General features: G+C 43.5%; 13 protein-coding genes. 2 read left to right on the top strand and 11 right to left on the bottom strand.

Going from position 1 to position 15,222, the window contains the following annotated elements:
- Positions 1-31 precede the first annotated feature (31 nt).
- Positions 32-1,096, top strand: a complete 1,065-nt coding sequence (locus HPY27_RS27900) for an SDR family oxidoreductase (RefSeq protein WP_174226465.1) — start codon at positions 32-34, stop codon at positions 1,094-1,096.
- Between the two features lie 70 nt (positions 1,097-1,166).
- Here HPY27_RS27900 and HPY27_RS27895 read toward each other — a convergent pair whose 3' ends face one another.
- On the bottom strand, positions 1,167-2,918 hold the full coding sequence (locus HPY27_RS27895) for an ABC transporter ATP-binding protein (protein ID WP_174226464.1): 1,752 nt from the start codon (positions 2,916-2,918) through the stop codon (positions 1,167-1,169).
- 445 nt (positions 2,919-3,363) lie between these two features.
- Positions 3,364-4,884, bottom strand: coding sequence for a chitinase (locus tag HPY27_RS27890; RefSeq protein ID WP_017247089.1), 1,521 nt, complete (start codon positions 4,882-4,884; stop codon positions 3,364-3,366).
- 480 nt (positions 4,885-5,364) lie between these two features.
- Here HPY27_RS27890 and glpT point away from each other — a divergent pair, with 480 nt between their 5' ends.
- Entirely contained in the window at positions 5,365-6,729 is a 1,365-nt protein-coding gene (gene glpT, locus HPY27_RS27885) for a glycerol-3-phosphate transporter (protein ID WP_017247088.1), read from the top strand.
- 98 nt (positions 6,730-6,827) lie between these two features.
- Here glpT and HPY27_RS27880 read toward each other — a convergent pair whose 3' ends face one another.
- The 9 genes from HPY27_RS27880 to HPY27_RS27840 form a co-directional block, all read right to left on the bottom strand.
- Positions 6,828-9,425, bottom strand: coding sequence for an ABC transporter permease (locus HPY27_RS27880; RefSeq protein ID WP_174226463.1), 2,598 nt, complete (start codon positions 9,423-9,425; stop codon positions 6,828-6,830).
- Positions 9,422-10,105 (bottom strand): ABC transporter ATP-binding protein, encoded by a 684-nt coding sequence (locus HPY27_RS27875; RefSeq protein WP_017247086.1) that lies wholly within the window; start codon positions 10,103-10,105, stop codon positions 9,422-9,424. Before HPY27_RS27875 ends, HPY27_RS27880 begins: the two co-directional genes overlap by 4 nt.
- 85 nt (positions 10,106-10,190) lie before the next feature.
- A complete protein-coding gene (locus HPY27_RS27870) occupies positions 10,191-11,192 on the bottom strand; it encodes a sensor histidine kinase (protein ID WP_173624360.1) in 1,002 nt (333 codons plus the stop codon).
- Entirely contained in the window at positions 11,185-11,871 is a 687-nt protein-coding gene (locus tag HPY27_RS27865; RefSeq protein ID WP_173624356.1) for a response regulator transcription factor, read from the bottom strand. Before HPY27_RS27865 ends, HPY27_RS27870 begins: the two co-directional genes overlap by 8 nt.
- Before the next feature lie 545 nt (positions 11,872-12,416).
- Positions 12,417-12,710: a spore coat protein gene (locus HPY27_RS27860; protein ID WP_017247082.1), complete on the bottom strand. Its 294-nt coding sequence runs from the start codon at positions 12,708-12,710 to the stop codon at positions 12,417-12,419.
- Between the two features lie 17 nt (positions 12,711-12,727).
- Positions 12,728-12,922: a hypothetical protein gene (locus HPY27_RS27855; protein WP_017247081.1), complete on the bottom strand. Its 195-nt coding sequence runs from the start codon at positions 12,920-12,922 to the stop codon at positions 12,728-12,730.
- A 30-nt stretch (positions 12,923-12,952) separates the two neighbouring features.
- Positions 12,953-14,089 carry a zinc-dependent alcohol dehydrogenase gene (locus HPY27_RS27850; protein WP_017247080.1) on the bottom strand — a complete coding sequence of 379 codons (1,137 nt, stop codon included), beginning with the start codon at positions 14,087-14,089 and terminating at the stop codon, positions 12,953-12,955.
- Between the two features lie 17 nt (positions 14,090-14,106).
- The gene (locus tag HPY27_RS27845; protein ID WP_017247079.1) at positions 14,107-14,475 is read right to left on the bottom strand and encodes a spore coat protein; all 369 of its coding nucleotides are present in this window, start codon (positions 14,473-14,475) and stop codon (positions 14,107-14,109) included.
- Positions 14,476-14,488: 13 nt separating this feature from the next.
- A complete protein-coding gene (locus HPY27_RS27840) occupies positions 14,489-14,734 on the bottom strand; it encodes a spore gernimation protein GerQ (RefSeq protein ID WP_174226462.1) in 246 nt (81 codons plus the stop codon).
- Positions 14,735-15,222 lie beyond the last annotated feature (488 nt).

Below are 15,222 nucleotides of genomic sequence, written 5' to 3'. Positions count from 1 at the left end.
ACCTAACAAACATACGGAGCTGGTTAACCATATGAATATCCTTGTAACCGGAGCAACAGGTTTTCTCGGAAAAAAACTCTCCCAAGATCTATTAAACGAAGGCCATACCCTTTACTTACTCGCTCGAAATGAAAAGAAGGCAAGCGATTTGTTGCATAGCTTTGCCGAAAAACACCGGACACGGGTACATATTTTACTAGGTGATGTTTCGAAAAAAGACTTGGGCGTCTCTGAAAATGATTTGAGACAGCTCAACAAAAAAATAGATGCGATGTACCATATTGCCGCATACCTGTCCTTCGATCCCGCTCAGAAACCGCAGACGTACGAGGTAAATGTAGAGGGAACAAAAAATACATTACAATTCGCAGAAGCCATTCGCTCCCCCCGCTTTATCTATGTGAGTACGGCTTACACCATCGGCACCGAAACAGAAGGAAAAGAAGCGCTGTACAGCCCGGAACGCTCCTTCGTAAACAACTACGAAGAGACAAAATGCTTGGCGGAACATCTCGTCTTCTCCTACAGCGACAAAATGGAGACCATCATTGTCAGACCGTCGATCATTATCGGCGATTCCAAAACGGGCGAAGCCGATACCACTTTTGGCTTGTATGGATTATTAAAAGGTCTTCGCGTACTGAAAAGAAGAGCATCGCGAACAGAAGGCTGGGACAAGCAAAAGTACCGGATCTTGGTGGATGTCGACGTGAACTCGAACCTCGTTCCAGTTGACTATGTCTCTTCTGTCTTGCTCGCAGCACTTACTCATGGGGAACAAAAGGAAATCTATCATGCTACCAACCCTGTTCCACCTACCCAACAATTGGTGGTCGATTGCATCAAAGAAGTCTTGGATTTTCCGAATCTAGTTCCTGTTCCATTTGAAACAAACGAGCTGCTAACCGAAGAAGAGAAAGCCTTCAATGCATCCATGAGCTTGTTCCATTCCTATTGGAAGCGGAGTATCTCTTTCCCGAATGACAACACCAAGAAACTACTGCAAAAAGTGGATCAAAGTGAACTGCAGATGGATAAAGAGATGCTGATTGGGATTATGAGTGGGTTTCAAAAGCAGGCTGTGCTTGCTACGTAGTTCTCATTTCGTTTTGTTCCAAGAAAAAAGAGCTACCCTAAAAGAGTAGCTCTTTTCTTTTCTTCTCCTTCTAGTTCAGAGAAGCAACCCTATCAAATTGCTTCGCATAGAGATGGGCGTACGCTCCATTGCGTGCCAGCAGCTCCTTGTGTGTGCCTTGCTCAGCAATACCGTCTTTGGTTAATACGATAATACGCTCCGCATTGCGAATCGTGGAAAGACGATGGGCGATAACAATGGTTGTACGTCCTTTTGCCAATGATTCTAATGATTCTTTGACGATGCTTTCACTCTCATTATCGAGTGCGCTCGTAGCTTCATCTAATATCAAAACGGGTGGATTCTTCAAGAATACCCGGGCGATACTTATGCGCTGCTTTTGCCCTCCAGACAGATTGACACCTCGTTGTCCGAGCTCGGAGTCGTATCCATTTAGCAATCCCATGATAAAGTCATGGGCATTCGCTTGTTTGGCTGCCATGATGATTTCTTCGTCGCTTGCTGCTGGTTTTCCGTAGCGGATGTTTTCCATCACGGTTCCCGCAAAGAGGTAGACATCTTGTTGGACGATTCCGATTTTATCTCGTAACGACTGTAGGTCGATATCACGCACATTGATCCCGTCGAGGTATACGTCTCCACCTGTCACATCATAAAAACGGGGAACCAGCGAACATAACGTCGTTTTTCCCGCACCTGATGGTCCCACTAATGCTACGTACTCTCCGGGATGTACCGTCATCGACAGGTTTACAAAAATATCGTCCAATTGCTCTTCATAACGGAACGAAACCTGCTGGAACTCAACTTCACCAAGCACCTCTGATATAGCCAGCGCATCCCGTTTGTTTTCGATATCCGGCTTCACGGCCATCAATTCCATAAAACGCTGAAAGCCCGTTATTCCTTCTTGCAGCAGTGTGCTCATCTGGGTCAGGCGCTGAATCGGCTCCATCATGAAGTTGATATACAATAAAAAAGTGATCAAATCTGCCAAGTCCAAGGTTTGGTTGACGATGTTGGCACTGCCAAAAATGATCACCGTTATCGTGATACACTGAATAATCGTTTCAACGCTATTGTAAAAATACGCTTCCGCTTTGTAGGTATTCTTACGGCTTTCCAGGAAACGATTATTTTCCCGGTTAAACTTCTCGATTTCCACGTGCTCGTTCGCAAACGATTTGACCACACGAATTCCTGACAAACTATCCTCTACCTGCGCGTTAACGTCTGCGATTCTTTCTTTATTCCTTGTTAATGCTCTGTTCAGCATCTTGTTAAAATACACAGAGAAAAGCATTAAGATCGGCAAGAAACAAAATACAGCCATCGTTAGCGGAGCATTGATCATAAATAAAATCACAAATGCCCCAACAAATCGAATGAAGTATTTCAAGTAGTCTTCTGGACCGTGATGATATAGCTCCGCAAGCATATACAGATCGTTCGTCAAACGCGACATGAGCTTACCGGTCTTTTCCTTATCATAAAAACGAAACGAGAGCTTCTGCATATGAGCGAATAGCTCACTGCGCATATCCCGCTCCATACGAGCTCCTATCTCATGTCCTTTATAGTCTGCATAGAAGTTAGCGATGTTTTGGACGATGACAAGAACAAGCATCAGTCCACCCATCCCGTACACTTCCTGTAGTGCCGTGGACAAATCTTCTTCGAGGATATCCTTCGTCACATACCGAACTAGCAAAGGAAACACTAAAGTCAAAGCAGATACAACAAAGGTACATGCCAATACCGACAGAAACACCATGACATACGGTTTGTAGTAGGAGAGAAATTTTTTGACTGGGAATCTCATGATTTACCCCTTTTTTCGTGTTTTTTTCAAAACACTTACAAGGGGGACACTATTTACATCATGATAGTAGCGAAAGTGTTCCACCCTTATAAGTTTGTGGGCTTTTCTTCATTCCGTTTCTCATGTAAATAGCCTCCTTATTGGTTGGTACACTTATTTTAAGCGATTATATGTCGATGTGCACCAGTTTATCCTGATTTTGTATAGGACTAAAAAATAAGCTTCCCCTTTGCCCATTTGTTGATCTCGGTTGAGGTTTCGGTCGAGTAACTCCGTAAATGGTGAACCCTTCAACCAAAGATTGGGATAAAATAAAAACTCGAGTCCCTGTACGCTAAGGAACTCGAGTTTTTGAATGCGGAAACGCAAGACGTGCAACCTAGCATTCTGCTTGCCCCGCTGGTTAAATTCTGGGTCACTCTCTTTTTGCATGAAGATTCCGTCATTACTGGCTCAGTGAATCAAGCGAAGTGCGAACATGATTGGCAAACGAATAGTTATTTTTTGCATCCCAGTTGATAGACCAGGTCATAACTCCTTGGAACTGCGGATATCCAGCTGGATTTTGGAGTTTGTAAGTTCCTCCAAAAGACGTGCCTTTTACCAAGTATTGAAGTGCTTTCTGGATATCGGCAGGAGACGTATAGCCTCCCCCGGCAGCACTTGGAGCAGAAGGTAGCCCGATTGCGACTTGGTTTTCCCTCAAGGCCGGAAACATGTTATTAGGATTACGACCGATAGGGAATCCCTTCAATAACATTTCTGCCATCGCTACTTGGAAATCAGCCGTTCCTTGTTGATACGTACGACCATCTAATGCTTCTAACGCTCCGGAATTATAGTGTTGGACGTGGATATAATTCATTCGATCGCGAAGGGCATGAATCACAGGCAGATAAGCGCCCCACGGCCCACCATAGGAAGCGTAACCTCCTTGGACATAAGCCGTCTCTGGCGCCATCGTCAAAATGAAGGATGGGCCAAATGTAGTCGTGATCGTCTGAGTCGCTGAAATTAAGTTTATAATTTTAGGCGTTGTCGGATTTCTAAAATCAGTGTCCCCCGCATTTAGCGACAGGGAGCTTCCTTCCAGATCAATATCCATACCATCAAAACCATACGTTTGAATGATCGAGGTCATCGAGGTTATAAAATTTTGTTTGGCAGCTTCCGTCGTCAGCTCTACTGTACCATTCGCTCCGCCAATCGAGATGAGGACCTTCTTACCCTTTGATTTTAAGAAGGCGATATCCGACTTAAATTCCTCAATCGACGCATTGAACGGCACGAATCCCATTGTCGCATGATCGCCACCGACTGGTTCTGCGAACGCAACATTGATTACATCGTATTTATCTGAGACATCTCTTAGCTTGAGTACCGTAGAACCATTGTCAAAATTATGCCAGTAGCCGATCAAAACTCGTTTGGATACCGGTTCATTTGGGGATTTAGATAAAGTTGTTACGGTTATCGAGGCGCTGGGTGGGGATACATTGCCTGCGGCATCTTTTGCCTGTATCGTGAATGAATATGTCGTATTTGCTAGAAGCCCAGTCACGGTATAGGAAGTTGTACTCGATGTACCAGCGAGTGTATCTCCGTTGTAGACGAGATACTCCTGAACAGCTATGTTATCCGTAGAAGCTGACCAAGATAAGCTGACCGAACTACTTGATATCCCTACTTCACTAAGATTTGTGGGGGACGTAGGTGGAATGGTATCGGGAGCAGAGGGACCTTGCAGTTGCCACAGTGTCGGTACGTTGGGTGGTTCCCATCCGACAAGCGATGTATGAGCAAATGTACATTTATAATCTTGCCCTTGGTATGTAACCATGTCTCCTAACTTGTATACGGTGTTAGGAGTCCACGGTGTCATGGCGTGTGAAGACTGCGGAAATATAGAAAAAATTAAGATAAGCGACAGCACTACCAAAACTCCTGCTTTTCTCATCAAATGCATCAAACAAAGCCTCCTTCATTTTTACTTGTGCAAAAAAGAGTGTCATTTACATCTTTGCTTAACCCCCCTCTTACAGATGAGCTAATATAAAGATATCCTTATATTTGGAAAAAATGTATTTTTATGAATAAAGTATACATAAGAAAACCTCTATCGAGGCTTTTTCGAAGAGGTGCGACCGCGTTTTTGCGGAAAATTTTCTTAGCCTGCCTCCCACAGAGACAGACATATCATACTTCCAGCGTATACGATTACATGACCGTTCGCTATAGATCGCATCTTTGTTTGGAAAAATAACCCAGAATAACTTCGTTGACAACGTTTTCACAGAATAATAGAATACACTTAACAAGTTAACTATGATGGAGATTCGGAGACTCATACTTTTTGGCACTTTCATTTTTGAAAGCGCCATTAAGGTATGGGTTTTTTTACGTGTATCGCCATCATTGTTAGAAATCACTAAGGGGGAGGAATAAGATGCTCAAGCTGTTTAAGCCTGCACCGCCGATTGACAGATTGCCTGACGAACAAATTGATTCTGAGTATAAAAAGCTCAGGCTTCAGGTGTTTCTCGGAATCTTCATCGGTTATGCGGCGTACTATCTCATCCGCAAAAACTTCTCGCTCGCCATGCCTTATTTGATTAAAGAAGGATTTACAAGATCAGAGCTCGGCTTTGCGTTATCCGCCATTTCGATTTCCTACGGGATCAGCAAGTTTGTAATGGCCATTTTTTCAGACCGAAGCAACCCGCGAATGTTCTTGCCTGCCGGTTTAATTCTTTCTGCACTTATTAGTTTGCTGATGGGCGTTGTTCCTTACTTCACTTCATCCGTCTCGATCATGTTTGTGATGCTGTTCCTGAACGGTTGGTTCCAGGGAATGGGCTGGCCTCCATCCGGGCGTGTTCTCGTACACTGGTTTAGTGTAAGTGAAAGAGGAAATAAAACAGCCATTTGGAATGTAGCCCATAACGTTGGTGGAGGCTTGATGGCCCCCCTCGCTGTTGCAGGTGTAGCAATGTTCACCGGACTTTCGGGTTATACCTCTTCCGGGTATGAAGGCGTGTTTGTCCTGCCTGCTCTGGTTGCCATTGTCTTTGGATTCATTACGTATTTCTTAATTCGCGATACGCCGCAGTCAGTCGGCCTGCCGCCTATTGAAGAATATCGCAATGACTATCCAAACAAGGAGAAGAAAACGTTTGAAACAGAATTCTCCACAAAAGAAATCCTTTTCAAATATGTGTTGAACAACAAATGGGTTTGGGCAATCGCGATTGCCAACATCTTCGTCTACTTCGTCCGTTACGGTGTTCTGGACTGGGCGCCGACCTATTTGAGTGAAGAAAAAGGCTTTGATATGAGCAAGTCGAGCGTTGCCTACTTCCTGTACGAATGGGCAGGTATCCCGGGAACGCTCCTGTGCGGCTGGCTGTCCGATAAATTGTTCAAGGGCCGCCGTGGACCCGCAGGGTTTGTCTTTATGCTCGGCGTATTGATCGCTGTTCTGGTCTACTGGTTCAACCCACCTGGAAATTCCGTGGTCGATATGATTTGCCTGATCGCTATCGGTTTCCTGATTTACGGTCCAGTCATGCTGATTGGTTTGCAAGCCCTTGATTTCGTTCCGAAAAAAGCTGCCGGAACCGCTGCAGGGCTGACGGGTCTGTTTGGTTACCTGGGTGGTACAGTCACAGCGAATGCATTGATGGGGGTTATCGTTGATGCCTCCGGCTGGGATGCAGGATTTATGTTGCTGACGGCTTCGTGCGCATTGGCTGCTCTTGTTTTTGCTCTTACGTGGAATGTGCGGGGACAAGAAGTAGTTAAAAATCATTAAAATAGCAAAAAGAAGGATGAAAATCGTTGTGATTTTTATCCTTCTTTTTTTATGGCTTGAATAACCATTCTTCGCTAGTCCCAAAATTACCCTCTACATTAGATATTTTCGTTCTTCAGGGATTCAACGATACTCTGTTCTTTATATTTTCTAGTCGCATAGAGGATGGATGTACCCACAATGAAAAACACACCTATCCCTGCAAGGATGAGATTCGCCCAAGGCAACGTAAAAGCAAATTCAAAATTACGGCTAAGGCTCATGTAGATGAAAAACATCACGCATAAACTAATCGGTAAACCGTAAATAAGTGACTTCATTCCATAAAAGAATCCTTCGAAGCGTAGCATTTTCTTCATGCCCTCTGGTGTCATGCCTATGGAAGCCAACATCGCAAACTCACGTTTTCTCAAGGCCATCCCTGTCGAAATCGTGTTGATAATATTTGCCATGCAAATGAGTCCGATGAGAACCACAAACCCATAAAGGAATACGGATGTGACTGTGGCGCGATTCAGTGCATCCTGACGCTCCGCAATCAGATTGGTCGTATAGACATATACATCTGGATATCTGTTAATAATTGGGTTTATTTCATTTTCCAATGCCGCAGACTGCCCTGTTGTAAATTCAACCTCGCTGAAAATTTGCTCAGTCAGCATATCGTTACCTAGTTCTCGTAGCTTGTCAAAGTCTCGTTCAGAAACGACAAATGTCACGCTAGAAACATCTTCCTCGTATCGTAGCATAAAAGGTGGACGTTTATCCGTGATAGAAGCAATTCGGACTTTAGCTCCTTCAATCATAGTGAGAGGTATTTCTGATCCCTCTTGTACGGTTAGTTGAGTGATATCTGTAAAATTATGTTTTTCCTTCAAGGTGATCTGATTGACAAGTATGGCGGAAATCTCGTCACCTTCCCATTTCTTTGCATCAATCCCCGCGGATTGCAGGTACGCTGCAAAAGAAGCCTCATCAAGAGAAACAAGCTTTGCAGACATGTTGTATTTCCCATCTGGATTAAGAGTATGGCGACTGGAGATGTCTGTGGTAACCTCGTTTTCGTTGAGGTATAGATCATTATAAAGAAGTTGAGTCTTCACTTTTGTTGTTGCGTTTTGGACAGACATCAAATCATTTGTTAATGAACGTACCCTTTCCCAATCGGCTCCCCTTGCGTATACGGACAGATCATATGGTAGCGGTGCTTGTGCCATATTATAGGACTTATCCATATACAACGAAAAGGAAGAAGCTGCAAGGTACAAAATTACACTGATCGCAAGAGAAAAGACAGTTGAGCGATAGTGGTGTTTATTCCTTTTCAGATTTTTTAATCCTAGTTCCGCTTCATATCCAAACAACTTACGGGTCATTTTGGATGTACGTACATCTTTTCCTTTTATTTCGATATCCTTTGTCTGGCGGATCGCAGTTATCGGTGTAATTCTCGATGCCCTCACTGCTGGAAACCATGCAGAAACGAGCAGCGTCAAAATGGAAAATAAAATGACAGCAATCATACTGTACGGCTCTATCACCAATCGCATCGGTTCACTAACGACAAACATTTTTTGAATGAATGGACTAAGCAAATGGAGAGTAACCCCAATACCAATGGACCCGAAAAACAACCCAGCTGGAATCGCTATGACCCCGATCACAGCAGCTTCAAAAAATACAGAAGCCCTTTTTTGCTGTTTGGTTGCCCCTACGCTAGATAACATCCCTAAAGTGCGACTACGCTCTGAAAGCGAGATCGAAAACGCGTTGTAGATGAGTGAGAAAGATCCAATCAGAATGATACTTCCAACGGTAAGGACTGCCAGATACATGGTGTTAAGAAAGCGGGAATCACTCGAAATCCCTGAATAAAGCAAAAGATCCCGGTTGTACTTGATTTTTACTCCATTAGATTTACCTTGATTATTTACTCCGCTCACCTTACTAGCGATCGTGTCACTCGTTTCATAAATGTCATTCCCTAAACCTTTAAAATCCTTATATTCAACTCTTACCGTGTAGGGAAAACCCTCCTCCAAGGCACCCTCTGAAAGACCACTAAATGCACGGTATGCAGCCATTGCATCCTGCTCTCTAGCTGGTGCTTGAACAATCCCGGTAATGGTGTATGTTTTCGTTTTTGTAGGCGTAAAGACTTCCTTTGATTGATAGGCATCATTGTTGCCCAACGTCTCGCTCGTACCATCTTTATTCAAGCTACGTTTACCAAAATCTAATGTGACTACATCTCCAACCTTCCAGCTAACACCGGCAGTTTGAAGAAACTGTGATGAAAGTGCCAGTTCATTTTCATTCTGAGGCAAACGCCCATCAATTGGGCTGATCCCTATTACATCATGATTACTGTGTCCAGTAATATACAAATAAGGCTTAGCCCTGTTTGCAGAGTTAGAAAGTCGTGCAAATCCGAGTTCCTGGTCAATGTCGTATCTTTCAATTGCTTCTGTATTTGTAATAACCGCAACATCTTCTCCTGTAACATCGAAAAAAGCTGCCTGCCATTTACCAGTGTAGGCAATCGTGTTTCTCTGCATCATATCCATGAAAGAACTACTAATCGAAAATACTGCTGTAAGCATTGCGACAGAAATGATAACCCCAATGATTGTAACAAGAGTACGGCTCTTATTCTGCTTCATATAGCGTAACGTGAGCTGATTTACGATATTCATCGCCTGATCACCTCATCTCTAGAAATCCTGCCATCCTGAATGCCGATAATACGGTCTGCTTGTAAGGCAATGTTTTCGTCATGTGTAATAACAATCAGGGTTTGATGCCGCTCTTTGTGTAGTTTTTTCAAGAGCTTCACAATCTCAGCACTGTTTTTGCTGTCTAGATTCCCCGTAGGCTCGTCAGCCAATACAATGGCGGGACTGCTAATCAATGCACGGCCAATGGACGCACGCTGCTGCTGTCCTCCAGAAAGCTGGTTTGGCAGATGCTTTAATCGCTGTTGAAGACCTAGAGTCTCTACGATATCGGAAAAGATATCTTGATTTACTTCTCTACCGTCCAACAGCAATGGTAGGGTAATATTTTCCTCTACATTAAGGACAGGGATCAGATTGTAGAATTGATAGATAAGCCCAATCTGTCTGCGTCTGAAGATGGCCAGTGCCGTTTCATTCATCGCGTACATATCAGTCTGGTCAACAATCACCTTACCGGATGTGGGTGTATCAACGCCCCCCAGAATATGTAGAAGGGTAGACTTCCCTGAACCAGATGGTCCAATGATCGCCACAAACTCCCCTTTTTGTACGGAAAATGAGATATCGTTCAGTGCAGTAACAGCTGTTTCACCATCACCGTACGTCTTTGACAGGTTCTCTACTCGCAAAATCTCCATCATGAACCTCCTAGATTCGTTATTACGTATAGAATAGCTGCCAAAGATGTCTCGTCGGTGACATTCAATCTTACAATTTTGTCATCTACATCATTTGCTTGTAGAATTTGATTTTGAATGCTGTGCCTACACCAATCTGGCTTTCCATAAACACATCGGCGTTTTGACTTTGCAAGATTGTTTTTGACATTGCTAGCCCTATTCCAATACTATCCGCTCCAGCATTCTTCCCTTTATAAAATCGTTCAAAAATGTGTGGAGCATCTTCCGGGCTAATCCCCTCGCCACTGTCGGCAATGACAATTTGTGTATACAATGCTGTTTCCTCACACGAAATAGCAATACGTCCCCCAACCGGTGTATGCTCAATCCCGTTTTTAATTACGTTCAAAATGGCTTCTACCGTCCAGTTTTCATCTCCATACACGAAAAGGTCTTCTTTACAGGAAAAAGAAAGCTCCTGATTTTTTAATTCCATGGGGACAAGGAGTGGTTCTAATGCCTTGTTTATCATTTTTTTGACAGATACGGATTCCTTCTTGAAAATAACGCTCTGCACATCGATTTTGGACAGCTTGAGCAATGAAGTCACGAGCCATTCAATACGCTTCAGCTGATTGATAATCTTGCCTAAGAACTCCTCCCTCTTGTCTTTTGGCAGACTCGGGTTGTTTAACAAATCAGCCATGACAAACATGGAGGCAAGTGGCGTTTTTAGTTGATGGGAGATGTTCGAAAGAGTATCTGCCAAGTATTGTTTGTCCTTTTTCAGAAGAGTAGACTGCTCAGACAACGTTAATGTGACTTTATAAATATCATTTTTCAGAATGCTCAATTCACCCTCAACGTTATCCCTAATATCCATCGTGGGTTGGCCTGAATAGACAGAAGCCAAATAATAAGCAAGCTTACTGATGTCCTGATAGCGTTTGCGGGTAAACAGGAAAAAACAGGAAAGGAGCAGAAATACCATGGCAATCGCCACAATCCCCGCTCTCCAATCGATTATCCAAAGAATTGTGATCCCCATGATGGAAATAAGCACGCTATACATACATAACTTCCGTATTTCTTTGTTTTTAAGCATGACTTCCACTCATTCGATAGCCAAGTCCGCGTACGGTTTCTATCACTTTGGGATTCTGGCTATCATCCTCCAACTTTTCTCGAAGCCGCTTAATGTAGACAGAAAGGGTATTGTCATTGATAAAGTTACCATCTAGATCCCAAATGCCCTCTAACAACTGATTTCTGGACAGAACTTGCCCTCTATTATTTATGAATGCCAACAGTAAACGGTATTCTAAAGCAGTCAGCATCACTTCCTCGGTTCCTTTGTACACTTTAGCCAGTTTCGTATTTACGACAACATTTCCAATCTTCACGTTGTCAGTCGGGGTATGGTCTTTTTGATAGTGCCTAAGGGATGACTTCATTCGGCTAATCAGCTCCCGAATACGAAACGGCTTTGTGATATAGTCGTCTGCTCCCATATCTAACCCCCGAACCACATTGATTTCATCATCACACGCCGTCAAGAAGATGACAGGTGCCTCCTGATTTTCTTTTACATATTCGCAAATCTCATAGCCATTACCATCTGGCAAAGTTAAATCCAGTAAATAAATATCAAAACGTTGTTGCTTAATTGTTTCAATTGCCGTTTGTTTCCCTTCACAAAGAACGACTTCATAACCCTCACTGGAAAGCGAATAGTGCAAACCATCTGCAATGGTCTTGTCATCTTCTACTACTAAAACCTTCAATGTTAATCCTCCCCTGGTTTCAAAATATCTATATACGGTTGATCTACGAAACACATCGTAACCCCATGTAAAAACAAGAATCGTATGTTACGTGGATTGAGCCATATAGTCATTATTGCCGATGTTATTTGTTATTAGTTCAATTTACTTAATTGGTAAGATACTTTGCAAGTTTGGAATAAGGTCGTACAAAAAAGCGAAATGGATTTAGATGATCTTGAAATACTTCAAAATGAATTAGCGAGAATAGATGAATCTATGTCATTCACTGTAAGAAGTACTAACTCTATGGCCCTTCACGATCACGCGACAGAAGGTACATTCGGTTGTTTTTTTGATTATCAGCGATAATGAAAAAAGACGCCCATGGCGTCTCTAACATTTTCACAGCGTGAGGAAATAAAAAGGATATTACTGTCTCATAAAATGAAGCCGGAATCATTTTTTTACCTGGATGTTTTCCGGGTCCCCCCTTCCAACTTCCACCGTAGAAATGACGCCCATGCTGGTCTTCTTGTGAGAAAAAGCACACTTCGAAGGGTGATTTATGGCAAATTCAACGCTGTTTGGATATTCTGTTGATCCAACTTAATCTGCTCGTTAACATTCCAAGGGTGGTACCAGCCCTGCTCGATCATGTACGTACTAATTTTTTCGTGCAAATCAATCGCTTCTTCCAATTGTTTGGTAAGCGTAGCTTTTATTTCCGGAGTGCCTGTTTCGGTTAGAGCCATGGCGTAATTTCTCACACCACTCTTGGCTGAGATTAGCAAGTCCATTGCCACTACTTGATCCGTCATGCCACCCATGCCGATCATATCTTGAAGAATACCAGCCATATCTTGTCTTCCACCTCCTATGTAGCTGCATTTGTTAGCAACGAGCTCAGCTCCTGAAGCTGTCTAGTAGATACATGAACATCATCGGCTAAAATTTGTTTTAACGCTTCGTCCGCAACCAATGCTTGCATGGTCTTGGATTTGGTCAAGCAAATGGTTTTAAAAGCAGCAATCTCATGAACCTCCAGCTGTTCGTGCAATCCATATGCCATCGAAGGACAGCCTCCCTTTCCACGATCTAGTTAAGGCTTTAGAACAACTTTGATGCAGTTGTCCGTCTTCGTATCGAACACTTCGTATCCGCGCTTCGCGTCGCTCAAAGGGATAACGTGGGTGATGATGTCGCCGGGATCCACTTTGCCTGACGTCACGAGTTCGTACATATACGGCATGTAGTGGATGACTGGGGCTTGTCCCGAACGAATATTGACATTGCGTTGCATGATGTCGCCAAGAGGAAACGCATTATATCGTCCTCCGTAGACACCGGTAATTTGAATCGTGCCAGCCTTCCGCACGGCTTGAGAAGCGATAACCACCGCACCCATTGCGCCCCCTTGCAGTTTTAGGCCACTCGCGAGAAACTCCAAATCGGACATTTTCCCGTCCATACCAACAGCGTCGATGACAACATCAGCGCCACCCTTTGTCATTTCCTTCAGATAGCTTCCAATATTTTTCTCTTGCTCAAAGTTTACGATTTCCACATTGTTCGTACGCTTTGCATGCTGCAAGCGGTAATCGACATAGTCGACCGCGATTACACGTTTTGCGCCCTTCAGCCAGCAAAACTTTTGTGCAAGAAGTCCCACTGGACCGCAGCCCAAAACAATGACTGTATCTCCGTTTTTCACACCGGCATTATCAACGCTCCAGTAAGCGGTCGTCATGGCATCGGCGATCAGACACAGCTTTTCGTCTTCCACTTCGCAGTTTTCAGGGAGCTTGAAATGGGTGAAATTTGCGAAGGGCACCCGTAAATACTCGGCTTGTCCTCCAGGATAACCGCCAGTCGTGCCTGAATAGCCGAAGTAAGCACCCATATCCCCATTCTCATTTGAATTATCGCATTGGCTTTCTAACTGGTTCTTGCAGTAGAAGCACTCCCCGCAGGCAATATTGAATGGAATAATGACGCGATCTCCCTTTTTCAGCTTGGTTACGCCCGGGCCAACCTCTTCAACAATACCCATTGGTTCATGGCCGATGATATAGTCTTCTTGCAAATTCGGAATCATTCCGTGGATTAAATGCAGGTCAGATCCGCAAATTGCTGTGCTGGTCAGCTTGATAATCATATCGTCGGGTTTCTCGATCTTTGGATCTGGAACTTCTTTTACCACGACGTTCTTAATGCCCTGATATGTAACAGCTTTCATCCATTGTTCCTCCAATATTATTGTTCATCTGGCGTCCGATCGAACATGCCTTTGCGCGAGGTATCCTCAGGGAAAAGCTTCATTTGTCCAATTTGGATGGTGTTCAAGGCCGAAAGCTGGTCCAATTGATATTGTTCATTGAGTTCGTAAGGGTGGAACCATTTTTTACTAATCATGAGCTCAGCAATTTCTTGATGGATAGCGATCCCTTGGTGGAGCTGCTTGCGAAGTACCGCTCTAGCCTCAGGGGATACTGTTTCTGTCAGGGCGATTGCCGTGTTTCGGACGCCCTCTTTGGAACGGACGAGGAAATCCATGGCAAACGTCATATCAGCCATCTCCGGCATGTGTAACGCATTAATCGGATCTTGATAATCGTTATTCATTCGAGTATCACCTTCAATTCAATATAAGAGTAGGGCGATTTTGCGGAACCGGGGCTTGGAATGGAGCTTTCTGATAGACTGCCTGTAGCTCAGCAATTGCTTGCGTAGTTTGTTCTACGTCTTTTTGCATCAATGCTTTTAGATCCTGATCGAATACGATGCCTTGCATCAATTTAGACTTGGCAAGGCAGAGTGTCTTGAAGTTGAGTGCTTCATGGATTTCAAGTGATTCATGTGCAGCCAGTGTTTGCCTATCCATTATGTAACGACCTCCTTCCAGTTAAATGAACATGTATATTCTGCCCTTTGTGTATAGTGGTATTCAGAGATAACTACTGTGTCGGAATGGTTAGTAGAAGTTATGTTCGCTTGGCTGCCTCCAATATTTGGTGTATTTTTCTAGTCAATCGAATCTTCTACTAAAGCGTTGCCGAAACAAGCGAAAAAGGTACCTATCCGAATTCAAGATCACGCAGTTCATCCACCAGCATCTTTAGCTGCAAAGAGTAAGCATAATTCTGAACACTGTCAAAAAGCATGCTTTATGACACATCAGGAAACAAACCTTATTCTGTATGTCAAAATGTGTATCATTATTCGTTGAAATATTTCATTTTTTCCTTACTCTTTTTGACATACTTGTGCTTAATCCATGGGAACTAAAGATTGTACGGGCTCTGTTGTGCTGTTCAAGGCTAATATAGTATTAGACTATCCAAACTTACCGTACAAAAAGCCAGTCAAAAC

Origin of the sequence: Brevibacillus sp. HB1.1 (genome assembly GCF_013332445.1) — a bacterium.
In the GTDB taxonomy this organism is placed as follows: Bacteria; Bacillota; Bacilli; order Brevibacillales; family Brevibacillaceae; genus Brevibacillus; species Brevibacillus porteri.
The sequence above is the reverse complement of the archived record's forward strand: the minus strand, read 5'-3'. Positions and strand labels throughout refer to the sequence as shown.

What these genes read in the sequence shown, in the direction of transcription:
- HPY27_RS27900 (WP_174226465.1), top strand. Translation starts at nt 32, where the DNA reads ATGAATATCCTTGTAACCGGAGCAACAGGTTTTCTCGGAAAAAAACTC.
- HPY27_RS27895 (WP_174226464.1), bottom strand. Translation starts at nt 2,918, where the DNA reads ATGAGATTCCCAGTCAAAAAATTTCTCTCCTACTACAAACCGTATGTC.
- HPY27_RS27890 (WP_017247089.1), bottom strand. Translation starts at nt 4,884, where the DNA reads ATGCATTTGATGAGAAAAGCAGGAGTTTTGGTAGTGCTGTCGCTTATC.
- glpT (WP_017247088.1), top strand. Translation starts at nt 5,365, where the DNA reads ATGCTCAAGCTGTTTAAGCCTGCACCGCCGATTGACAGATTGCCTGAC.
- HPY27_RS27880 (WP_174226463.1), bottom strand. Translation starts at nt 9,425, where the DNA reads ATGAATATCGTAAATCAGCTCACGTTACGCTATATGAAGCAGAATAAG.
- HPY27_RS27875 (WP_017247086.1), bottom strand. Translation starts at nt 10,105, where the DNA reads ATGGAGATTTTGCGAGTAGAGAACCTGTCAAAGACGTACGGTGATGGT.
- HPY27_RS27870 (WP_173624360.1), bottom strand. Translation starts at nt 11,192, where the DNA reads ATGCTTAAAAACAAAGAAATACGGAAGTTATGTATGTATAGCGTGCTT.
- HPY27_RS27860 (WP_017247082.1), bottom strand. Translation starts at nt 12,710, where the DNA reads ATGGCTGGTATTCTTCAAGATATGATCGGCATGGGTGGCATGACGGAT.
- HPY27_RS27855 (WP_017247081.1), bottom strand. Translation starts at nt 12,922, where the DNA reads ATGGCATATGGATTGCACGAACAGCTGGAGGTTCATGAGATTGCTGCT.
- HPY27_RS27850 (WP_017247080.1), bottom strand. Translation starts at nt 14,089, where the DNA reads ATGAAAGCTGTTACATATCAGGGCATTAAGAACGTCGTGGTAAAAGAA.
- HPY27_RS27845 (WP_017247079.1), bottom strand. Translation starts at nt 14,475, where the DNA reads ATGAATAACGATTATCAAGATCCGATTAATGCGTTACACATGCCGGAG.
- HPY27_RS27840 (WP_174226462.1), bottom strand. Translation starts at nt 14,734, where the DNA reads ATGGATAGGCAAACACTGGCTGCACATGAATCACTTGAAATCCATGAA.